The organism is Paenirhodobacter sp. (genome assembly GCF_050177655.1).
In the GTDB taxonomy this organism is placed as follows: domain Bacteria; phylum Pseudomonadota; class Alphaproteobacteria; order Rhodobacterales; family Rhodobacteraceae; genus Rhodobacter.
Map to the genome: position 1 here is coordinate 1 of NZ_JBFXGV010000006.1, position 14,668 is coordinate 14,668.

At 68.0% G+C, this 14,668-nt stretch carries 14 protein-coding genes and 1 pseudogene; 8 read left to right on the forward strand and 7 right to left on the reverse strand.

Annotated elements, in window-relative coordinates; translation table 11 throughout:
- From AB7U46_RS04140 to murJ, 3 genes and pseudogenes are all read left to right on the forward strand, one after another.
- A pseudogene (locus AB7U46_RS04140) lies at positions 1-211 on the forward strand (penicillin-binding protein activator); the annotation flags it as partial.
- Between the two features lie 125 nt (positions 212-336).
- Positions 337-3,033 carry a [protein-PII] uridylyltransferase gene (locus AB7U46_RS04145; RefSeq protein ID WP_428335779.1) on the forward strand — a complete coding sequence of 899 codons (2,697 nt, stop codon included), beginning with the start codon at positions 337-339 and terminating at the stop codon, positions 3,031-3,033.
- On the forward strand, positions 3,030-4,580 hold the full coding sequence (murJ, locus tag AB7U46_RS04150; protein WP_428335671.1) for a murein biosynthesis integral membrane protein MurJ: 1,551 nt from the start codon (positions 3,030-3,032) through the stop codon (positions 4,578-4,580). Before AB7U46_RS04145 ends, murJ begins: the two co-directional genes overlap by 4 nt.
- A gap of 3 nt (positions 4,581-4,583) precedes the next feature.
- Here the strand turns inward: murJ and AB7U46_RS04155 are convergent, their stop codons facing one another.
- Positions 4,584-5,267, reverse strand: a complete 684-nt coding sequence (locus tag AB7U46_RS04155; RefSeq protein ID WP_428335672.1) for a rhomboid family intramembrane serine protease — start codon at positions 5,265-5,267, stop codon at positions 4,584-4,586.
- Positions 5,268-5,358: 91 nt separating this feature from the next.
- Between AB7U46_RS04155 and trpS the strand changes: the two genes are divergently transcribed.
- A complete protein-coding gene (trpS, locus tag AB7U46_RS04160; protein WP_428335673.1) occupies positions 5,359-6,402 on the forward strand; it encodes a tryptophan--tRNA ligase in 1,044 nt (347 codons plus the stop codon).
- Positions 6,403-6,432: 30 nt separating this feature from the next.
- Here the strand turns inward: trpS and AB7U46_RS04165 are convergent, their stop codons facing one another.
- From AB7U46_RS04165 to argB, 3 genes are read right to left on the reverse strand one after another with little or no spacing between them, the layout of a single operon-like run.
- The gene (locus tag AB7U46_RS04165) at positions 6,433-6,954 is read right to left on the reverse strand and encodes a SixA phosphatase family protein (RefSeq protein ID WP_428335674.1); all 522 of its coding nucleotides are present in this window, start codon (positions 6,952-6,954) and stop codon (positions 6,433-6,435) included.
- A complete protein-coding gene (locus AB7U46_RS04170; RefSeq protein WP_428335675.1) occupies positions 6,951-7,592 on the reverse strand; it encodes a ferredoxin in 642 nt (213 codons plus the stop codon). Before AB7U46_RS04170 ends, AB7U46_RS04165 begins: the two co-directional genes overlap by 4 nt.
- On the reverse strand, positions 7,589-8,467 hold the full coding sequence (gene argB / locus AB7U46_RS04175; protein WP_428335780.1) for an acetylglutamate kinase: 879 nt from the start codon (positions 8,465-8,467) through the stop codon (positions 7,589-7,591). Before argB ends, AB7U46_RS04170 begins: the two co-directional genes overlap by 4 nt.
- Positions 8,468-8,618: 151 nt before the next feature.
- Between argB and AB7U46_RS04180 the strand changes: the two genes are divergently transcribed.
- Entirely contained in the window at positions 8,619-9,350 is a 732-nt protein-coding gene (locus AB7U46_RS04180; protein ID WP_428335676.1) for an SDR family NAD(P)-dependent oxidoreductase, read from the forward strand.
- Between the two features lie 5 nt (positions 9,351-9,355).
- Here the strand turns inward: AB7U46_RS04180 and AB7U46_RS04185 are convergent, their stop codons facing one another.
- The 3 genes from AB7U46_RS04185 to AB7U46_RS04195 are packed head-to-tail and all read right to left on the reverse strand — an operon-like array spanning position 9,356 to position 11,605.
- Positions 9,356-10,657 carry an MATE family efflux transporter gene (locus AB7U46_RS04185; RefSeq protein ID WP_428335677.1) on the reverse strand — a complete coding sequence of 434 codons (1,302 nt, stop codon included), beginning with the start codon at positions 10,655-10,657 and terminating at the stop codon, positions 9,356-9,358.
- Positions 10,650-11,162, reverse strand: a complete 513-nt coding sequence (locus tag AB7U46_RS04190) for a PaaI family thioesterase (protein ID WP_428335678.1) — start codon at positions 11,160-11,162, stop codon at positions 10,650-10,652. Before AB7U46_RS04190 ends, AB7U46_RS04185 begins: the two co-directional genes overlap by 8 nt.
- Positions 11,159-11,605, reverse strand: coding sequence for a PaaI family thioesterase (locus tag AB7U46_RS04195; RefSeq protein WP_428335679.1), 447 nt, complete (start codon positions 11,603-11,605; stop codon positions 11,159-11,161). The genes AB7U46_RS04190 and AB7U46_RS04195 overlap by 4 nt, the downstream gene beginning before the upstream one ends.
- Positions 11,606-11,750: 145 nt before the next feature.
- On the opposite strand from AB7U46_RS04195, the gene AB7U46_RS04200 reads away from it, so the two are divergent.
- The 3 genes from AB7U46_RS04200 to AB7U46_RS04210 all read left to right on the forward strand — a co-directional run bounded on the left by AB7U46_RS04200 (position 11,751) and on the right by AB7U46_RS04210 (position 14,563).
- The gene (locus tag AB7U46_RS04200; protein WP_428335680.1) at positions 11,751-12,119 is read left to right on the forward strand and encodes a MerR family transcriptional regulator; all 369 of its coding nucleotides are present in this window, start codon (positions 11,751-11,753) and stop codon (positions 12,117-12,119) included.
- 238 nt (positions 12,120-12,357) lie between these two features.
- On the forward strand, positions 12,358-12,765 hold the full coding sequence (locus AB7U46_RS04205) for a MerR family transcriptional regulator (protein ID WP_428335681.1): 408 nt from the start codon (positions 12,358-12,360) through the stop codon (positions 12,763-12,765).
- A gap of 22 nt (positions 12,766-12,787) precedes the next feature.
- Positions 12,788-14,563 (forward strand): acyl-CoA dehydrogenase C-terminal domain-containing protein, encoded by a 1,776-nt coding sequence (locus tag AB7U46_RS04210; protein ID WP_428335682.1) that lies wholly within the window; start codon positions 12,788-12,790, stop codon positions 14,561-14,563.
- Positions 14,564-14,668 lie beyond the last annotated feature (105 nt).

The window sequence follows — 14,668 nt, forward strand, 5'->3', positions numbered from 1 at the left end:
CGCCGCGATCGGCGCGCGGGTGAAATCGGGCCGCGCCGATGCGCTCACCCGCGGCGCGCTCACCCAGCCCTCGGGCTTCGTCGGCGTCAACGGCATCTTCCGGCTGCGCAACGAGGGCACCAACGAACGCGGCCTTGCCGTGGCGGAGATCCGCAACAGCCAGGTCGTGGTGATCGACCCCGCACCGCGCTCCTTCGGCGCCGGGTTCTGAGCTAACCGGCGCGCCCCCTCCCGGGCGCGCCCCGACGGCCCCAGGAAAGGCCCGCTTTGGGAACAGGCGATCAAGTGACCGAAACCACGACCTCCGCCCCGGCCAGCGCCGGGGCGCCCTTGCTTCTGACCCGCCTTCCGCTGATCCAGGCGCTCGACGACGCGCTCGGCCAGGAAACCGACGAACGCGCGCTGCGCAGCGAGACGGTGCATTTCCTCACCACCGCGCGCGACGCGGCGCTGCCCTGGATCGAGGCGGATTTCATGAGCCATCCGCGCGAGGCCCGTGAAACCGTCCACAATTACGCGAAGATGACCGACGGCATCATCCGCGCCGTGCTCCATGTCGCGCTGCGGATCCATCCGGGCAAGGGCGAGGCCTTCTCGGTGCTCGCCGTCGGCGGCTATGGCCGCGCCGAGATGGCGCCCTCCTCCGATGTCGACCTGCTGTTCCTGATGCCGCATCACATCACCCCCTGGGGCGAGAGCGTGATCGAGACCATGCTCTACATGCTCTGGGATCTGAAGCTGAAGGTCGGCCATGCCTCGCGCACCGTCGAGGAATGCCTGCGCCTTGGCCGCGAGGACGTGACGATCCGCACCGCACTGCTGGAACTGCGCTACATCGACGGCGACGCGGGCCTCGCGCATCGCCTCTCCGACACGCTGCGCAACGACCTCTTCCGCACCACCGGCCCCGAGTTCACCGAGGCGAAACTCGCCGAACGGGCCGAGCGCCACCGCCGCCAGGGCGGGCAGCGCTACGTGCTCGAACCGAACGTGAAGGAGGGCAAGGGCGGCCTGCGCGACTTGCAGACGCTCTACTGGATCGCGAAATACATCCACGGCGTGAACAAGGCGGCCGAGCTCGTGCCGCTCGGCGTCTTCACCCCCGAGGAATATCAGCATTTCCGCGACGCCGAGGATTTCCTCTGGGCGGTGCGCTGCCATCTGCACCTGATCGCGAAACGCGCCTCCGACCAGCTTTCCTTCGACGCGCAGGTCGAGGTCGCCCGCCGCATGGGCTACGCCGACACCGCCGGGCGCCGCGGCGTCGAGATCTTCATGCAGGACTATTTCCGCCATGCCACCCGGGTGGGTGACGTGACGCGGATCTTCCTCACCAAGCTCGAGGCGCAGCACGTCAAGCGCCCGCCGGTGCTCAAGCGGCTGTTCCGCCGGCGCAAGCCGCTGACCACCCCGCTTTTCGACGACAACGGCCGGATCAACATCACCGATCAGGCGGCCTTCCTCGCCGATCCGCTGAACCTGCTGCGCCTTTTCGAGGAGGCGCTGCGCACCGGCCTCCTGATCCACCCCGACGCGATGCGGGTGGTTCAGGCGCATCTCGACCTGATCGACGACAAGGTCCGCGAGAACCGCGAGGCGCAGCGCATCTTCCTCGACCTGCTGCTGAAACACGGCAACCCGGAACGCTCGCTGCGCCGGATGAACGAGCTTGGCGTGCTCGCCGCCTTCATCCCGGAATTCGAGCCGATCGTGGCGATGATGCAATTCAACATGTATCACAGCTACACGGTGGACGAGCACACGATCCAGGTGATCTCGACGCTGGCGCAGATCGAGCGCCACGAGCTCGTCGAAGACCTGCCGCTCAGCTCGCATATCCTCGACGAGGGGGTGAACCGGCGCGTGCTTTACGTCGCGCTCCTGCTCCACGACATCGGCAAGGGCCGGCCCGAAGATCACTCGATCCTCGGCGCGCAGATCGCGCGCAAGGTGGCGCCGCGGCTCGGCCTCAATGCCGAGGAATGCGAAACCGTCGAATGGCTGATCCGCCATCACCTGCTGATGTCCGACGTCGCGCAGAAACGCGACCTGTCGGACCCGGGCACGATCCGCGACTTCGCCAAGCTGGTGAAATCGCGCAAGCGGCTCGACCTGCTCACCGTGCTCACCGTCTGCGACATCCGCGGCGTCGGCCCCGGTGTCTGGAACAACTGGAAAGCGACGCTCCTGCGCCGGCTGCACACCGAAACCGCCCGCGCGCTCGAACACGGGCTCGAGGCGGTCAACCGCGAACAGCGCTCGGATGAGGCGAAACGTGCCCTGCGCGAGGCGCTCTCGGATTGGGAGACGAAGGATCTGCGTGCCGAAACCGCGCGCCATTACGATCCCTATTGGCAGGGGCTCTCGACCGATATGCAGGTGATCTTCGCGCAGCTGCTCAAGCGCATCGGCGATGACGAGATCCGCATCGACCTGCATGCCGACCCCGACCACGACGCGACGCGCGCGGCCTTTGCGCTTGCCGACCATCCGGGCATCTTCTCGCGGCTCGCCGGCGCGCTCGCGCTTGTCGGCGCGAATGTGGTCGACGCGCGCAGCTACACTTCGAAGGACGGCTACGCCACCGACGTGTTCTGGATCCAGGACGCCGAGGGCCACCCCTACGAGGCCGCGCGCCTGCCGCGGCTGCGCAAGATGATCGAGCGCACGCTGAAGGGCGAGGTCGTCGCGCGCGAGGCGCTGAAGGACCGCGACAAGGTCAAGAAACGCGAACGCGAGTTCAAGTTCCCGACCCATATCACCTTCGACGACGGCGGCTCCGACATCTACACGATCATCGAGGTCGATACCCGCGACCGGCCCGGCCTGCTGTACGACCTGACCCGCGCGCTCGCCTCAAACAACGTCTATATCGCTTCGGCGGTGATCGCGACCTATGGCGCGCAGGTCGTCGACAGCTTCTACGTCAAGGACAGCTTCGGCTTCAAACTGTCGAAGTCGAAGAAGGAGGCGCTCGACAAGCGCCTGCGCGAGGCGATCACCCGCGGGGCGGAACGGGCGGCCACGGCATGAAACCCGTCCGCCTCGTACGGGGCTTCCTGACCGTCGGCGGCTGGACCTTCGGCTCCCGCCTGCTGGGTTTCGTGCGCGACATGATGATCGCGGCCTATCTCGGCTCCGGCCCGGTGGCCGAGGCCTTCCTCGTCTCCTTCTCGCTGCCGAACATGTTCCGCCGCTTCTTCGCCGAGGGCGCGTTCAACATGGCCTTCGTGCCGATGTTCGCGAAAAAGCTCGAGGCGGGCGACGATCCGAAGGGCTTCGCGCAGGACGCTTTCGCCGGGCTTTCCGCGGTGCTGATCTTCTTCACCGTGCTCGGCACGCTGGCGATGCCCTGGCTCGTCTGGGCGATGGCCTCGGGCTTTCACGGCGACGAGCGCTTCACCCTCGCCGTGCTTTATGGCCGGATCGGGTTCTCCTACATCCTCTTCATCTCGCTCGTGGCGCTGCTCTCGGGCGTGCTGAACGCGTTTGGCCACTTCACCGAGGCCTCGCTGGTGCCGGTGCTGATGAACCTGATGTTCATCGTCGCGATGTGGATGGCCGACAAGGCGGGCTGGGACATGGGCCTCACGCTCGCCTGGACGGTGCCACTGACCGGCGTCGCGCAATTCGCCTTCACCTGGGTCGCGGCGCAAAGGCTCGGTTTCGCGCTGTGGCCCGGGCGGCCGCGGATCACGCCCGAGCTGAAGCGCCTGCTGATCATCGCCGGCCCCGCTGTGCTCGCGGGGGGCGTGGTGCAGGTCAACCTGCTCGTCGGCCGTCAGGTGGCCTCCTTCACCGAGGGCGCCGTCGCCTGGCTGAGCTATGCCGACCGGCTCTATCAGCTCCCCCTCGGCGTCGTCGGCATCGCGATCGGCACCGTGCTTTTGCCGGTGCTTTCGCGCCACCTGCGCGCGGGCGATCATGCCGCCTCGCGCGAGAGCTTCTCGCGCGGCGCGGAATTCGCGCTCTTCCTCACCGTGCCCGCCGCCGTGGCGCTGGTCGTGATCGCGACGCCGCTCATTTCGGTGCTTTACGATCGCGGCGCCTGGCGCCCCGAGGATACCACCGCCACGGCGCTGGCGCTCGCCGCCTATGGCCTCGGCCTGCCCGCCTTCGTGCTGCAAAAGGTGCTGCAACCGCTCTTCTACGCGCGCGAGGACACCCGCCGCCCGTTCTATTACGCCGTGGCCTCGATGGTGGTGAACGCCGCTTTCGCGGTGGGGATGATGCCGGTGATGGGCTTCATGGCCGCCGCGCTTGCCACCACCGTCTCGGGCTGGACGATGGTCGCCCAGCTCTGGTGGGGCGCGCGCGGCATGGGCAGCGCCGCGCATCCCGACGCGCGCTTCTGGCGCCGGTTTTGGCGCATCCTCGCGGTCTCGGCCGTGATGGGCGTGCAGCTCTGGTTCACCGCCGATGCGCTCGCCCCGATGCTCGCAAGCCACGGCGCCGCGCGCTGGGGCGCGCTCGGCATTCTCTGCGGCTCGGGCATCGCGCTTTACTTCGGCCTTGGCGCCGCGGTCGGCGTCTATGGCGCGGGCGAGCTCAAGTCGATGCTGCGCCGCAAGCGGGCGTAAGGATCAGCGGCGGCGCAGCCGGTCGAGCGTGCGCCGCCAGCCCCCCGGCCCGACGAGAAAGCTCATCCCGAAGCCCGCGGCAAAGCCCGCGAATTCGGCAATCCAGTCCGGCGAGGCGCCGAAGATCGCGGCAAAGATCAGCTGCACCGCCGCGAGCATCCCGATCAGCGAAAACGCCTGCGCGCGATGCTGCGGCGTGCCCCCGACCCGCACCCAGAGGATCCAGGTGAAGGCGCCGATCAGCCCGTAGGCCCCGGGATAGGCGCCGTAAAGCGCGACCTGGGTGAAGGGCATCGCGGCATAGACCAGCGCGCCGACCAGCGCGGAGACGAAGAACACCGCCGCCACCGCCCAGCCGCGGAAGATCTCGCCCACGAACTTGCCGAGCGCGAGGATGAACACCCCCGCCATCGCCGCATGCGTCAGCGAGGCATGCACGAAGGAATAGGTGAAAAGCCGCGCCACCCCGCGCCAGGGCCACTGGTTCTGCGCCACCATCCGGCGCAGCATCTCCGGATCGAAGGCGAAACGCTGCAACGCCTCGAGCCGCCAGGCCGTCGCCGCCTCTCCGGCAAGGCCGGCATGGCCAAGGCCGAACAGGATCTCGCCAAGGATGATCGGCGCGACCAGCAGCCAGACCACGGGCGGCAGCGGGTTGATCGGATGTTCCTGGTAATCGTAGCGCATGGGGCCTCCGGTTCCGGGGGTCCGGTTGACGCCCCGCGCGCTTTAGCGATAAGCCCTCGGCATCCGATTATCCAGCCCGGAGCCTTCCGCCATGAGCGACCAGCCTGCAGACATCAACGCCGCCTTCAAACCGCGCATCTTTTCGGGGATCCAGCCGTCGGGTAACCTGACGCTCGGGAACTACCTCGGCGCGCTGAAGCGCTTTGCCCAGAAACAGGACGAGGGGATCGAGACGATCTATTGCCTCGTCGATCTGCACGCGGTCACCGTCTGGCAGGAGCCCGAGGCGCTCAAACGCCAGACGCGGGAGGCGGCCGCCGCCTTCATCGCCGCGGGGATCGACCCGGAGCGCTCGGTGCTCTTCAACCAAAGCCAGGTCTCGGCCCATGCGGAAATGGGCTGGCTCCTCAACTGTGTCGCGCGGATGGGCTGGATGAACCGCATGACGCAGTGGAAGGACAAGACCGCCGGCAAGAATGCCGAGGCGCAGTCGCTTGGCCTCTTTGCCTATCCGGCTCTGATGGCGGCCGACATCCTCGTCTATCACGCGACGATGGTGCCGGTGGGCGAGGATCAGAAGCAGCATGTCGAACTTACCCGCGACATCGCGGCGAAGTTCAACCATGACTACAAGGTCGATTTCTTCCCCGCCCCCGCACCGCTGATCGAGGGCGCCGCGACGCGGGTGATGAGCCTGCGCGACGGCTCGAAGAAGATGTCGAAATCCGACCCCTCGGATGCGAGCCGGATCAACCTGACCGACGATGCCGACACGATCGCGAAGAAGTTCCGCAAGGCGGTGACCGACCCGGCGCCGCTGCCCGAAACGCTCGAGGGCCTCGCGGAGCGGCCCGAGGCGCGCAACCTCGTGAACATCTACGCCGCGCTTTCGGACCAAAGCGCCGAGGCGGTGATCGCGGAATTCGGCGGTCAGGGCTGGGGCGTCTTCAAGCCCGCGCTCGCCGATCTCGCGGTGGCGAAGCTCGCGCCGATCTCGGCCGAGATGTCGCGGCTGATGAACGATCCGGCCGAAATCGACCGGATCCTGGGCAAGGGCGCCGAAAAGGCCGATGCGATCGCGCAGCCGGTGCTCGCGAAGACGCTCGACATCATGGGCATGGTGCGCTCGCGCTGAGCGCCCCGGCAAGGGGCGCTGCGGCGCCCCTCACCGCCCCCGGTTCGAGGGGGTGAAGAATTCGAGCATCGCGCCCGAGCCGACGGTGACCTCGCGCCAGTCCTCCGCCTGGAACTCGACGATCAGCGTCGCACAGGTCGGATATTTGCGGAAATCGCCACTGTAGATCGGTTTCGCCGGCAGGCGCGCGGCGAATTCGGCGATCCCCGGGTTGTGCCCGATCATCATCACCGTCGGCGCGCTCGCCTGCGCCAGCGCCGCCATCATCGCCTCCGGCGTCGCGTGGTAAAGCTCGGGCAGGTAGCGCAGCTCCGGCCGGGTCTCGAGCGCGGCGCGCGCCACCTCGTCCCAGGTCTCGCGGGTGCGCCGCGCCGAGGAGCAGAGCACCTCCTCCGGGTCATAGCCGCGCGAGGCGAGGAAATCGCCCAGCTCGCGCGCCGCCGCATGGCCGCGCGCGTTCAGCGGCCGGTCGATATCGGCCATGAGCGGGTCGTCCCAACTCGATTTCGCGTGCCGCGTGAGGATCAGGCGGCGGTATCCGGAAGGGGTCATCTGTGGAAGTGCCTCATGTGCCAGGCCGATTGCACCTCCAGCCTGCCATAGGTTTGCCCGATGGGGCAAGCGCGGCGCGCAAGACAACCGCGTTCAAGGCATTCCGCGCCCTCGGGCGTATCGAGAAAATCGTGGCAAAGCGGCACGTTGTAGCCCTCGCGCGACATCGCGCCGACCGGGCAGACCCGGGTGCAGGGCGCAGCGCAGGGCGCGCAGGGATCGGCGGCGGGCGCCACCTGCACCAAGGCCCCGGGCAGCGCCAGCGCGCCCCGGAACGAGGCCCAGAGCCCCATCCGCGCATGCGCCATCAGCCGCACCGGCGAGGAAACCGCCTGCCCCGAGCGCAGCGCCCAGGCGAAGAAGGGCTGATGCGGCGGCCCGCCAAAGGGGAAAAGCGCCCGCGCGCCCTGCTCCGCCGCGATCCGCCCGATCACCCGCTCCGACCAGCGGTCTAGCGGATCGGGCGCGCCATCGGCAAATTCCGGCGCCGCGGTGACATGCGCCCAGAAGCCCGGCTCGTCGGGGGAGAGGAGCGCGATCGTCTCCGCCCCCTCCGCCACCAGTCCCGACACGAAAAGGCGCTCCGCGGCCAGCGCGGCGCGCAGCGGCCCGGGCAGGCTCATCTCTGGCTGGCTCACCGCCGGCGCGGCTTCACCCGCGGCGAGGTCGATCGGATCATCGAACCCGCGCCATGTTCGGTGAAAAGCTCGAGCAGACAGGCGTTCGGCACGCGGCCATCAAGGATGACGACGGCGCGCACGCCCTCCTTCACCGCCTTGAGCGCCGTCTCGACCTTCGGGATCATCCCGCCCGAGATCGTGCCGTCCTCGATCAGCCCCTCGACCTCCTCGGGCGACATCTGGGTGATGACCTCGCCCGTCTTGTTCTTCACCCCGGCCACATCGGTGAGCAGGAGCAGGCGATCGGCCTGCAACGCCCCCGCGATCGCGCCCGCGGCAGTGTCGCCGTTGACGTTGAAGGTCTCGTTGTCGTTCACGCCGGTCGCGACCGGGGCGATCACCGGGATCAGCCCGGCGTTGTAAAGGTCGCGGATCACCTCGACGTTCATTTCCACCGGCCGGCCCACGAAGCCAAGCTCGGGATCGTCCGCCTCGCAGACCATCAGGTCGTCGTCCTTGCCCGAGATGCCGACGGCGCGCCCGCCCTGGTCGTTGATCGCCTGCACGATGCGCTTGTTCACAAGGCCCGAGAGGATCATTTCGACCACCTCGACGGTGGCCTTGTCGGTGACGCGCTTGCCGCGCACCCAGTCCGACTTGATGCCGAGCTTCGCGAGCATCTCGTTGATCATCGGCCCGCCGCCATGCACGACGACCGGGTTCATGCCCACCTGTTTCATCAGCACGACGTCGCGCGCGAATTCCGCCATCGCGTCGTCGTCGCCCATCGCGTTGCCGCCGAATTTCACGACGACCACGGCGCCGGTGTAGCGCTGCAGGTAGGGAAGCGCCTCGGACAGCGTCCGGGCGGTGGCGATCCAGTCACGGTCCATGGTCTGCTTTCTCATGATCTGCCCCCGGGAAAAGTCGGGAAAGTGTTAGAGCGATTTGCCCCCCCTGCCAAGGCCCGTCCGACCACGCGCGCCCGGGCTATTGCCAAGGCCGCGCCGGGGTTTAGGTTGGGGCCAAAGATGAGGTGCGACGATGGACGAACGCAAGGTGATGCTGCTGACGGGGGCGAGCCGGGGGATCGGCCATGCCACGGTGAAACGATTCGCGCGCGAGGGCTGGCGGATCATCACCTGTTCGCGCCAGCCCTTCCCCGAGGAATGCCCCTGGGGCGGCGGGCGCGAGGATCACATCCAGATCGACCTCGCCGATCCCTCGCGCACGATCGAGGCGATCGCCGAGATCCGCTCCCGCCTCGACGGCAAGCTGCACGCGCTGGTGAACAACGCGGGCATCTCGCCCAAGGGGCCGGGCGGCAGCCGGCTCAACTCGATCGACACCGACCTGCGGACCTGGGGCCAGGTCTTCCACGTCAATTTCTTCGCGCCGATCGTGCTCGCCCGCGGGCTGAAGGAGGAGCTTTCGGCGACGCAGGGCGCGGTGGTCAACGTCACCTCGATCGCGGGCTCGCGCGTGCACCCCTTTGCCGGCGCCGCCTATGCCACCTCGAAGGCCGCGCTGAAGGCGCTCACCCGCGAGATGGCGCATGACTTCGGCCCCCTCGGCGTGCGGGTGAACGCGATCGCGCCCGGCGAGATCGAGACCTCGATCCTCTCCCCCGGCACCGAAAAGATCGTCGAGACCCTGCCGCTGCGCCGCCTCGGCCAGCCGCGCGAGGTGGCCGACGTGATCTGGTTCCTCTGCACCGAGGCCTCGAGCTATGTCTCGGGCACCGAGATCGAGGTGAACGGCGGCCAGCACGTCTGACCGGCTCAGCCCGCCGCCTTCGCCTCGGCGCGCGGGTAAAGCCGCGCCATCGTCAGCCCCCGCGTCGCGTTGAGCACCATCAGCGCGGCCCAGAGCCCGTGGTTGCCGAAGGCCGGGATCAGCAGGCCCAGCGCCAGCGCGTAGACCGCGACCGACAGCAGCATCGCATTGCGCATCTCGCGCGTCAGCGTGGCACCGATGAAGATGCCGTCGAACATCCAGCTCGCGATGCCGATCGCGGGGGCGAGGGCGAGCCAGGGCAGGTAGATCCGCGCCGTCTCGCGCACCTCGGGCGCCGTCGTCATCAGGTCGATGATCGCGGGCCCGGCGAGGAAGAAGACGGCGCCAAGCAGGAGCGCCCCGCCCACGCCCCATTGCGACGCAAGCCCCGCCGCGCGGCGCAGCTGTCGCACGGAACGCGCGCCGACCGCCTGACCGACGAGGCTTTCGGCGGCAAAGGCGAAACCGTCGAGCGCATAGGCGGTGGTCTCGAGGAACTGCATCAGCACCTGGTTCGCGGCGAGCTTCACATCCCCCTGCCCCGCGCCGAGGAAGAGGAAGGCGGTGAAACTGCCCTGCAACGCGACCGAGCGGATCATGATGTCGGTGTTCACCCGCGCCATCTGCCTCAGCGGCGCCCGGGCAAGCACCGCGGCGCGGCTCAGCCCGGCGGCGAAGGCCCCGCGCGCCAGCCAGAGTGCCAGCGCAAATCCCGTCCATTCCGAGATCAGCGTGGCCGCGGCGACGCCCCGCACGCCCCAGCCGAGGCCCAGGACAAAGCCGAGATCGAGCCCCACGTTCAGCCCGTTCATCACCAGCTGCAGCACCAGCACCGCGCGGGTGCGCTCCACCGCGATCAGCCAGCCGGTGAAGGCGTAAAGCGAGATCGTCGCCGGCGCGCCCCAGATCCGCAGCGAAAGATACTGCCGCGCGAGGGTTTCCACCTCGGCCGAGGCGGGCGCGAGGCGGAACGCCGCCCAGAAGAGCGGTCCTTGCAACACGATCAGGCAAAGCCCCGCGGCCCAGGCGACGATCAGCGCGCGGGCAAGACCGGCGGCAACCTCGGTCGCGTCGCCCTGCCCCTTCGCCTGCGCGACAAGGCCGGTCGTGCCCATCCGCAGAAAACCGAAGACCCAGTAAGCGGAGGCCAGGATCACCGCGCCAAGCCCCACCGCCCCGATCGGCGCCGCCGCCCCGATCTGGCCGACGACGCCGGTGTCGACCGCGCCCAGAAGCGGCACCGTCGCATTCGACAGCACGATCGGCGCCGCGATGGAGAGCACGCGGCGATGGGTGATCTCAGCCATGCGCCGCCGGATCGGGCATCAGGAAATGCCCCGTCGCCTGCGCGAAGGGCCGCGTGCGATTGTCCTGCCAGGCCTCGACATGCACGCTCGCATAGCGCCGGCCCGAGCGGTTCACCCGCGCCCGCGCATAGGCGTCGCGCGGCAGGCCGGACCGCAGGTAATCGACGGTGAAGTCGATCGTCTTCGGCAGCCGCGGCAGCACCGGCTCGGGCGCGGAAAGGTCGATCAGCCCGGCCTCGACATCCTCCCAGAGCATCGACCAGCTGAGTTCCACGATCGCCGAAACCTCGAGGAAGGCCGCCGTCACCCCGCCATGCAGCGCCGGCAGGAACGGGTTGCCGATCAGCTTTTCGTCGAAGGGCAGCACCGCGGTCAGCTCGTCGCCGCGGCGGTCGAATTCGATGCCGAGAAAGCGGATATAGGGCACGCCGGTGACCAGCGCGCTCAGCGCGGCATCGCGGCGCTGCTTCACCACCTGCACGGGTTCGGGCTTCGGCCGGCTCATTTCGCGCCCCCTTTCGGACGTTCGACGGTAAAGGCGCCGGTGGCGGTGGCGACGGGCAGCCCCGCCTCCTCGTCATGGGCGGTGGCGCGCAGAAAGGCCACGGTGCGGGTGATGTGATAGACCTCGGCGCGCGCGGTGATGCGCTGGCGCGGCGTCGCGGCGCGCATGTAGTCGATGCGCAGGTCGATCGTCGCGGTGGCGGTGGGCCCCTCCGGGTGGCTCATCACCGCCGCCCCGCAGCAGGTGTCCATCAAGGCCGAGACCGCCCCGCCATGGATCACCCCGGTGCGCGGATCGCCCACCAGCACCTCCGACCAGGGCATCGAGATCTCCGCCGCCCCGCCGCCCAGCGCATCGAGCCGCATCTCGAGCGCGCGCGCATGCGGGATCGCCGCGATGAACTGCCGCGCCGCCGAAAGTTTCAGATCGCCCGTGTCACTCATCCTCGCCTCCGTTTGCCCGACGATGCCGCGCCCCGCGCCCCGGCGCAAGCGCCCCGCGCGGGCTTCGCCGTTACGTCGCCCCGCCCCGATATGCCGGTTGAACCCCTTCGGGCAAGGCGCTAGCTTCGCGCCAGGGGAGACCACCATGCCCGACGTTCTGACTTTCAAGGAAATGTGCGCGCGTTTCGACGTGACGCCGCGCACCCTGCGCTATTACGAGTATATCGAGTTGCTTTCGCCGCAGAAGGAGGGCCGCGCCCGCTTCTACGGCCCGCGCGAGATCGCCCGGATGACGCTGATCCTGCGCGGGCGCCGCTTCGGCTTCTCCCTCGAGGAGCTGCGGCAATGGCTGCAGATCTACGACCAGAAGGGCACCGAGGCGCAGAACCGCGCCTGGATCGAGCTCGCCAATCGCCAGCTCGGCGTGCTGACGCAGCAGCGCGAAGACCTCGACGGCACCATCGCCGATCTGCGCCAATTGCGTGACGACGTCGCGAAGATGCTTGATTCCTGACCCCGAAAGCGGTTCGAATTCGCCCGCCGGAGGGGAGCGATCCTCCTCTGCGGCGCCCGAATTTGCGATGGTTGCAGGTCACGAAATTTCTTAACCAGGCGGTCAGTTTTTCCTGACATTACGTCAGCGTCACCGTGACGCCACGTTACGGTGACGCGAACGTCAACTTTACTTGTAATGTCGGGGCGGACATTCGATCTCCCGCTCTGGCTTACGCAAGGAAACCGGGAGGCGCTCGATGAGCGAGGATGTGATGACGATCCGCGAGATGTGCGATGCGTTCGATGTGACGCCGCGCACCTTGCGGTTCTACGAGGCGAAGGAGCTGCTGTTTCCGATCCGCGAGGGTCAGAAGCGGCTGTTCACCCGGCGCGACCGGGCGCGGCTGAAACTGATTTTGCGCGGCAAGCGCTTCGGCTTCAGCCTCGAGGACATTCGCCAGCTGCTGGACCTCTACAACATGGGGGATCAGCAGAAGACGCAATTGGCCGAGACGCTCAAGGTGGCGCGTCATCGGCTCGACGAGATGAAACGCCAGCGCGACGAACTCGGTCAGGCGATCGAGGAGCTGGCGGAACAGATTGCCTGGGGCGAAGGCCAGATCGCCGGCGAGGAGCCGGGGGAGGGCGCGCCGCACCAGGCCTGAGACTGGCTCAAGGGAGAGGACTATGACGAGCTATACCGCCAATACCCGCGACATGCAGTTCCTGCTGCACGAGGTTCTGAAGGTTTCCGAGGCCGGGCTGCCCGGCTACGACGACCTTGAACGCGACTTCACCGAACAGGTGCTCGACGCCGCCGGCAAGGTGGCCTCCGAGGTGCTCGAACCGCTGAACGCGGTGGGCGACAAGGAAGGCTGCGTGCTCGAAAACGGCATCGTGCGCACGCCGAAGGGCTTCAAGGAGGCCTTCGAAGCGATGAAGGAGGGCGGCTGGACCGCGCTCGACTGCGACCCGGAGTATGGCGGTCAGGGCATGCCCTATCTGCTCAACTGCGCGGTGGGCGAGATCTTCGTCTCGGCCAACATGGCCTTCAACATGTATCAGGGCCTGACCCATGGCGCCTATTCGGCGATCCACGCCCATGGCACCGCCGAGCAGAAGGCGACCTATCTGCCGAAGATGGTCAGCTGCGACTGGACCGGCACGATGAATCTGACCGAGCCGCATTGCGGCACGGATCTGGGCCTCTTGCGCACCAAGGCGGAACCGCAGGACGACGGCTCCTACAAGATCACCGGCCAGAAGATCTTCATCTCGGCGGGCGATCACGACATGGCCGAGAACATCATCCACCTCGTCCTTGCCAAGGCGCCCGGCGGCGGCGAGGGCACGAAGGGGATCTCGCTCTTCATCGTGCCGAAGTTCCTGGTGAACGCGGATGGCTCGCTCGGCGCGCGCAACCCGGTCTCCGTCGGCATGCTCGAAGAGAAGATGGGCATCCACGGCAATTCGACCTGCGTGATGAACTATGACGGTGCGACCGGCTGGCTCCTTGGCGATCTGCACAAGGGCATGCGCGCGATGTTCACGATGATGAACGAGGCGCGTCTGGGCGTCGGCCTGCAGGGCTATGCCGTGGGCGAGGCCGCCTATCAGAACGCGCTCGCCTATGCGAAGGACCGCCTGCAGGGCCGCGCCGTGACCGGTGTCGCCAACCCCACGGGCGCCGCCGATCCGCTGATCGTGCACCCCGACATCCGCCGCTCGCTGATGGATCAGAAGAGCTTCCTCGAGGGCGCCCGCGCCTTCACCTTCTGGGGCGCCTCGCTGATCGACCGCGCGCATCTCGCCGATGACGCCGCGGCCGAGGGGCTGATCTCGCTGATGACCCCGGTCATCAAGGGCTTCCTCACCGACAAGGGCTTCGAGACCGCGGTGCTCGCGCAGCAGGTCTATGGTGGCCACGGCTACATCGAGGAACAGGGCATGTCGCAATTCACCCGCGACGCCCGGATCACGATGATCTACGAGGGCGCGAACGGCGTGCAGGCGCTCGATCTGGTGGGCCGCAAGCTCGCGCAGGACGGCGGCAAGCATGTGATGGCCTTCTTCGAGATGGTGAAGGCCGAGTGCAAGGCGCATGACGCCGACGACCGGATGAAGCCCTTCACCGACGCGCTCAAGACCGCCTCGAAGCAGCTGCAGGCGGCGGGGATGTTCTTCATGCAGAACGGCATGAAGAACCCGAACGCGGCGCTCTCGGGCAGCTACGACTTCATGCATCTGATGGGGCATGTCTGCCTTGGCCTGATGTGGACGCGGATGGCCGCGGCGGCCCATGCCGCGCTCGACGCCGGCGCCTCGGACAAGGCCTTCTACGAGGGCAAGATCGCGACCGGGCGCTACTACATGGCGCGCCAGCTGCCCGCCTGTGCGATGCACCTCGCCCGCATCGAGAGCGGGGCCGAGCCGGTGATGGCGCTCGACGTCGAGCAGTTCTGAGAACGAGCAGACTGGAAATGAGAGCGGCGCCCTAAGGGGCGCCGTTTGGTTCGGGGATGGCGTTTCGCGGCCCCACAGTGAAATACGGGAGACAGACAAGAGGCG

Excerpts from the sequence above, each read along its gene's own strand:
- AB7U46_RS04200 (WP_428335680.1), top strand. The coding sequence starts at position 11,751 with ATGCCCGACGTTCTGACTTTCAAGGAAATGTGCGCGCGTTTCGACGTG.
- AB7U46_RS04210 (WP_428335682.1), top strand. The coding sequence starts at position 12,788 with ATGACGAGCTATACCGCCAATACCCGCGACATGCAGTTCCTGCTGCAC.
- AB7U46_RS04185 (WP_428335677.1), bottom strand. The coding sequence starts at position 10,657 with ATGGCTGAGATCACCCATCGCCGCGTGCTCTCCATCGCGGCGCCGATC.
- trpS (WP_428335673.1), top strand. The coding sequence starts at position 5,359 with ATGAGCGACCAGCCTGCAGACATCAACGCCGCCTTCAAACCGCGCATC.
- murJ (WP_428335671.1), top strand. The coding sequence starts at position 3,030 with ATGAAACCCGTCCGCCTCGTACGGGGCTTCCTGACCGTCGGCGGCTGG.
- argB (WP_428335780.1), bottom strand. The coding sequence starts at position 8,467 with ATGGACCGTGACTGGATCGCCACCGCCCGGACGCTGTCCGAGGCGCTT.
- AB7U46_RS04190 (WP_428335678.1), bottom strand. The coding sequence starts at position 11,162 with ATGAGCCGGCCGAAGCCCGAACCCGTGCAGGTGGTGAAGCAGCGCCGC.
- AB7U46_RS04205 (WP_428335681.1), top strand. The coding sequence starts at position 12,358 with ATGAGCGAGGATGTGATGACGATCCGCGAGATGTGCGATGCGTTCGAT.
- AB7U46_RS04165 (WP_428335674.1), bottom strand. The coding sequence starts at position 6,954 with ATGACCCCTTCCGGATACCGCCGCCTGATCCTCACGCGGCACGCGAAA.
- AB7U46_RS04180 (WP_428335676.1), top strand. The coding sequence starts at position 8,619 with ATGGACGAACGCAAGGTGATGCTGCTGACGGGGGCGAGCCGGGGGATC.
- AB7U46_RS04155 (WP_428335672.1), bottom strand. The coding sequence starts at position 5,267 with ATGCGCTACGATTACCAGGAACATCCGATCAACCCGCTGCCGCCCGTG.
- AB7U46_RS04195 (WP_428335679.1), bottom strand. The coding sequence starts at position 11,605 with ATGAGTGACACGGGCGATCTGAAACTTTCGGCGGCGCGGCAGTTCATC.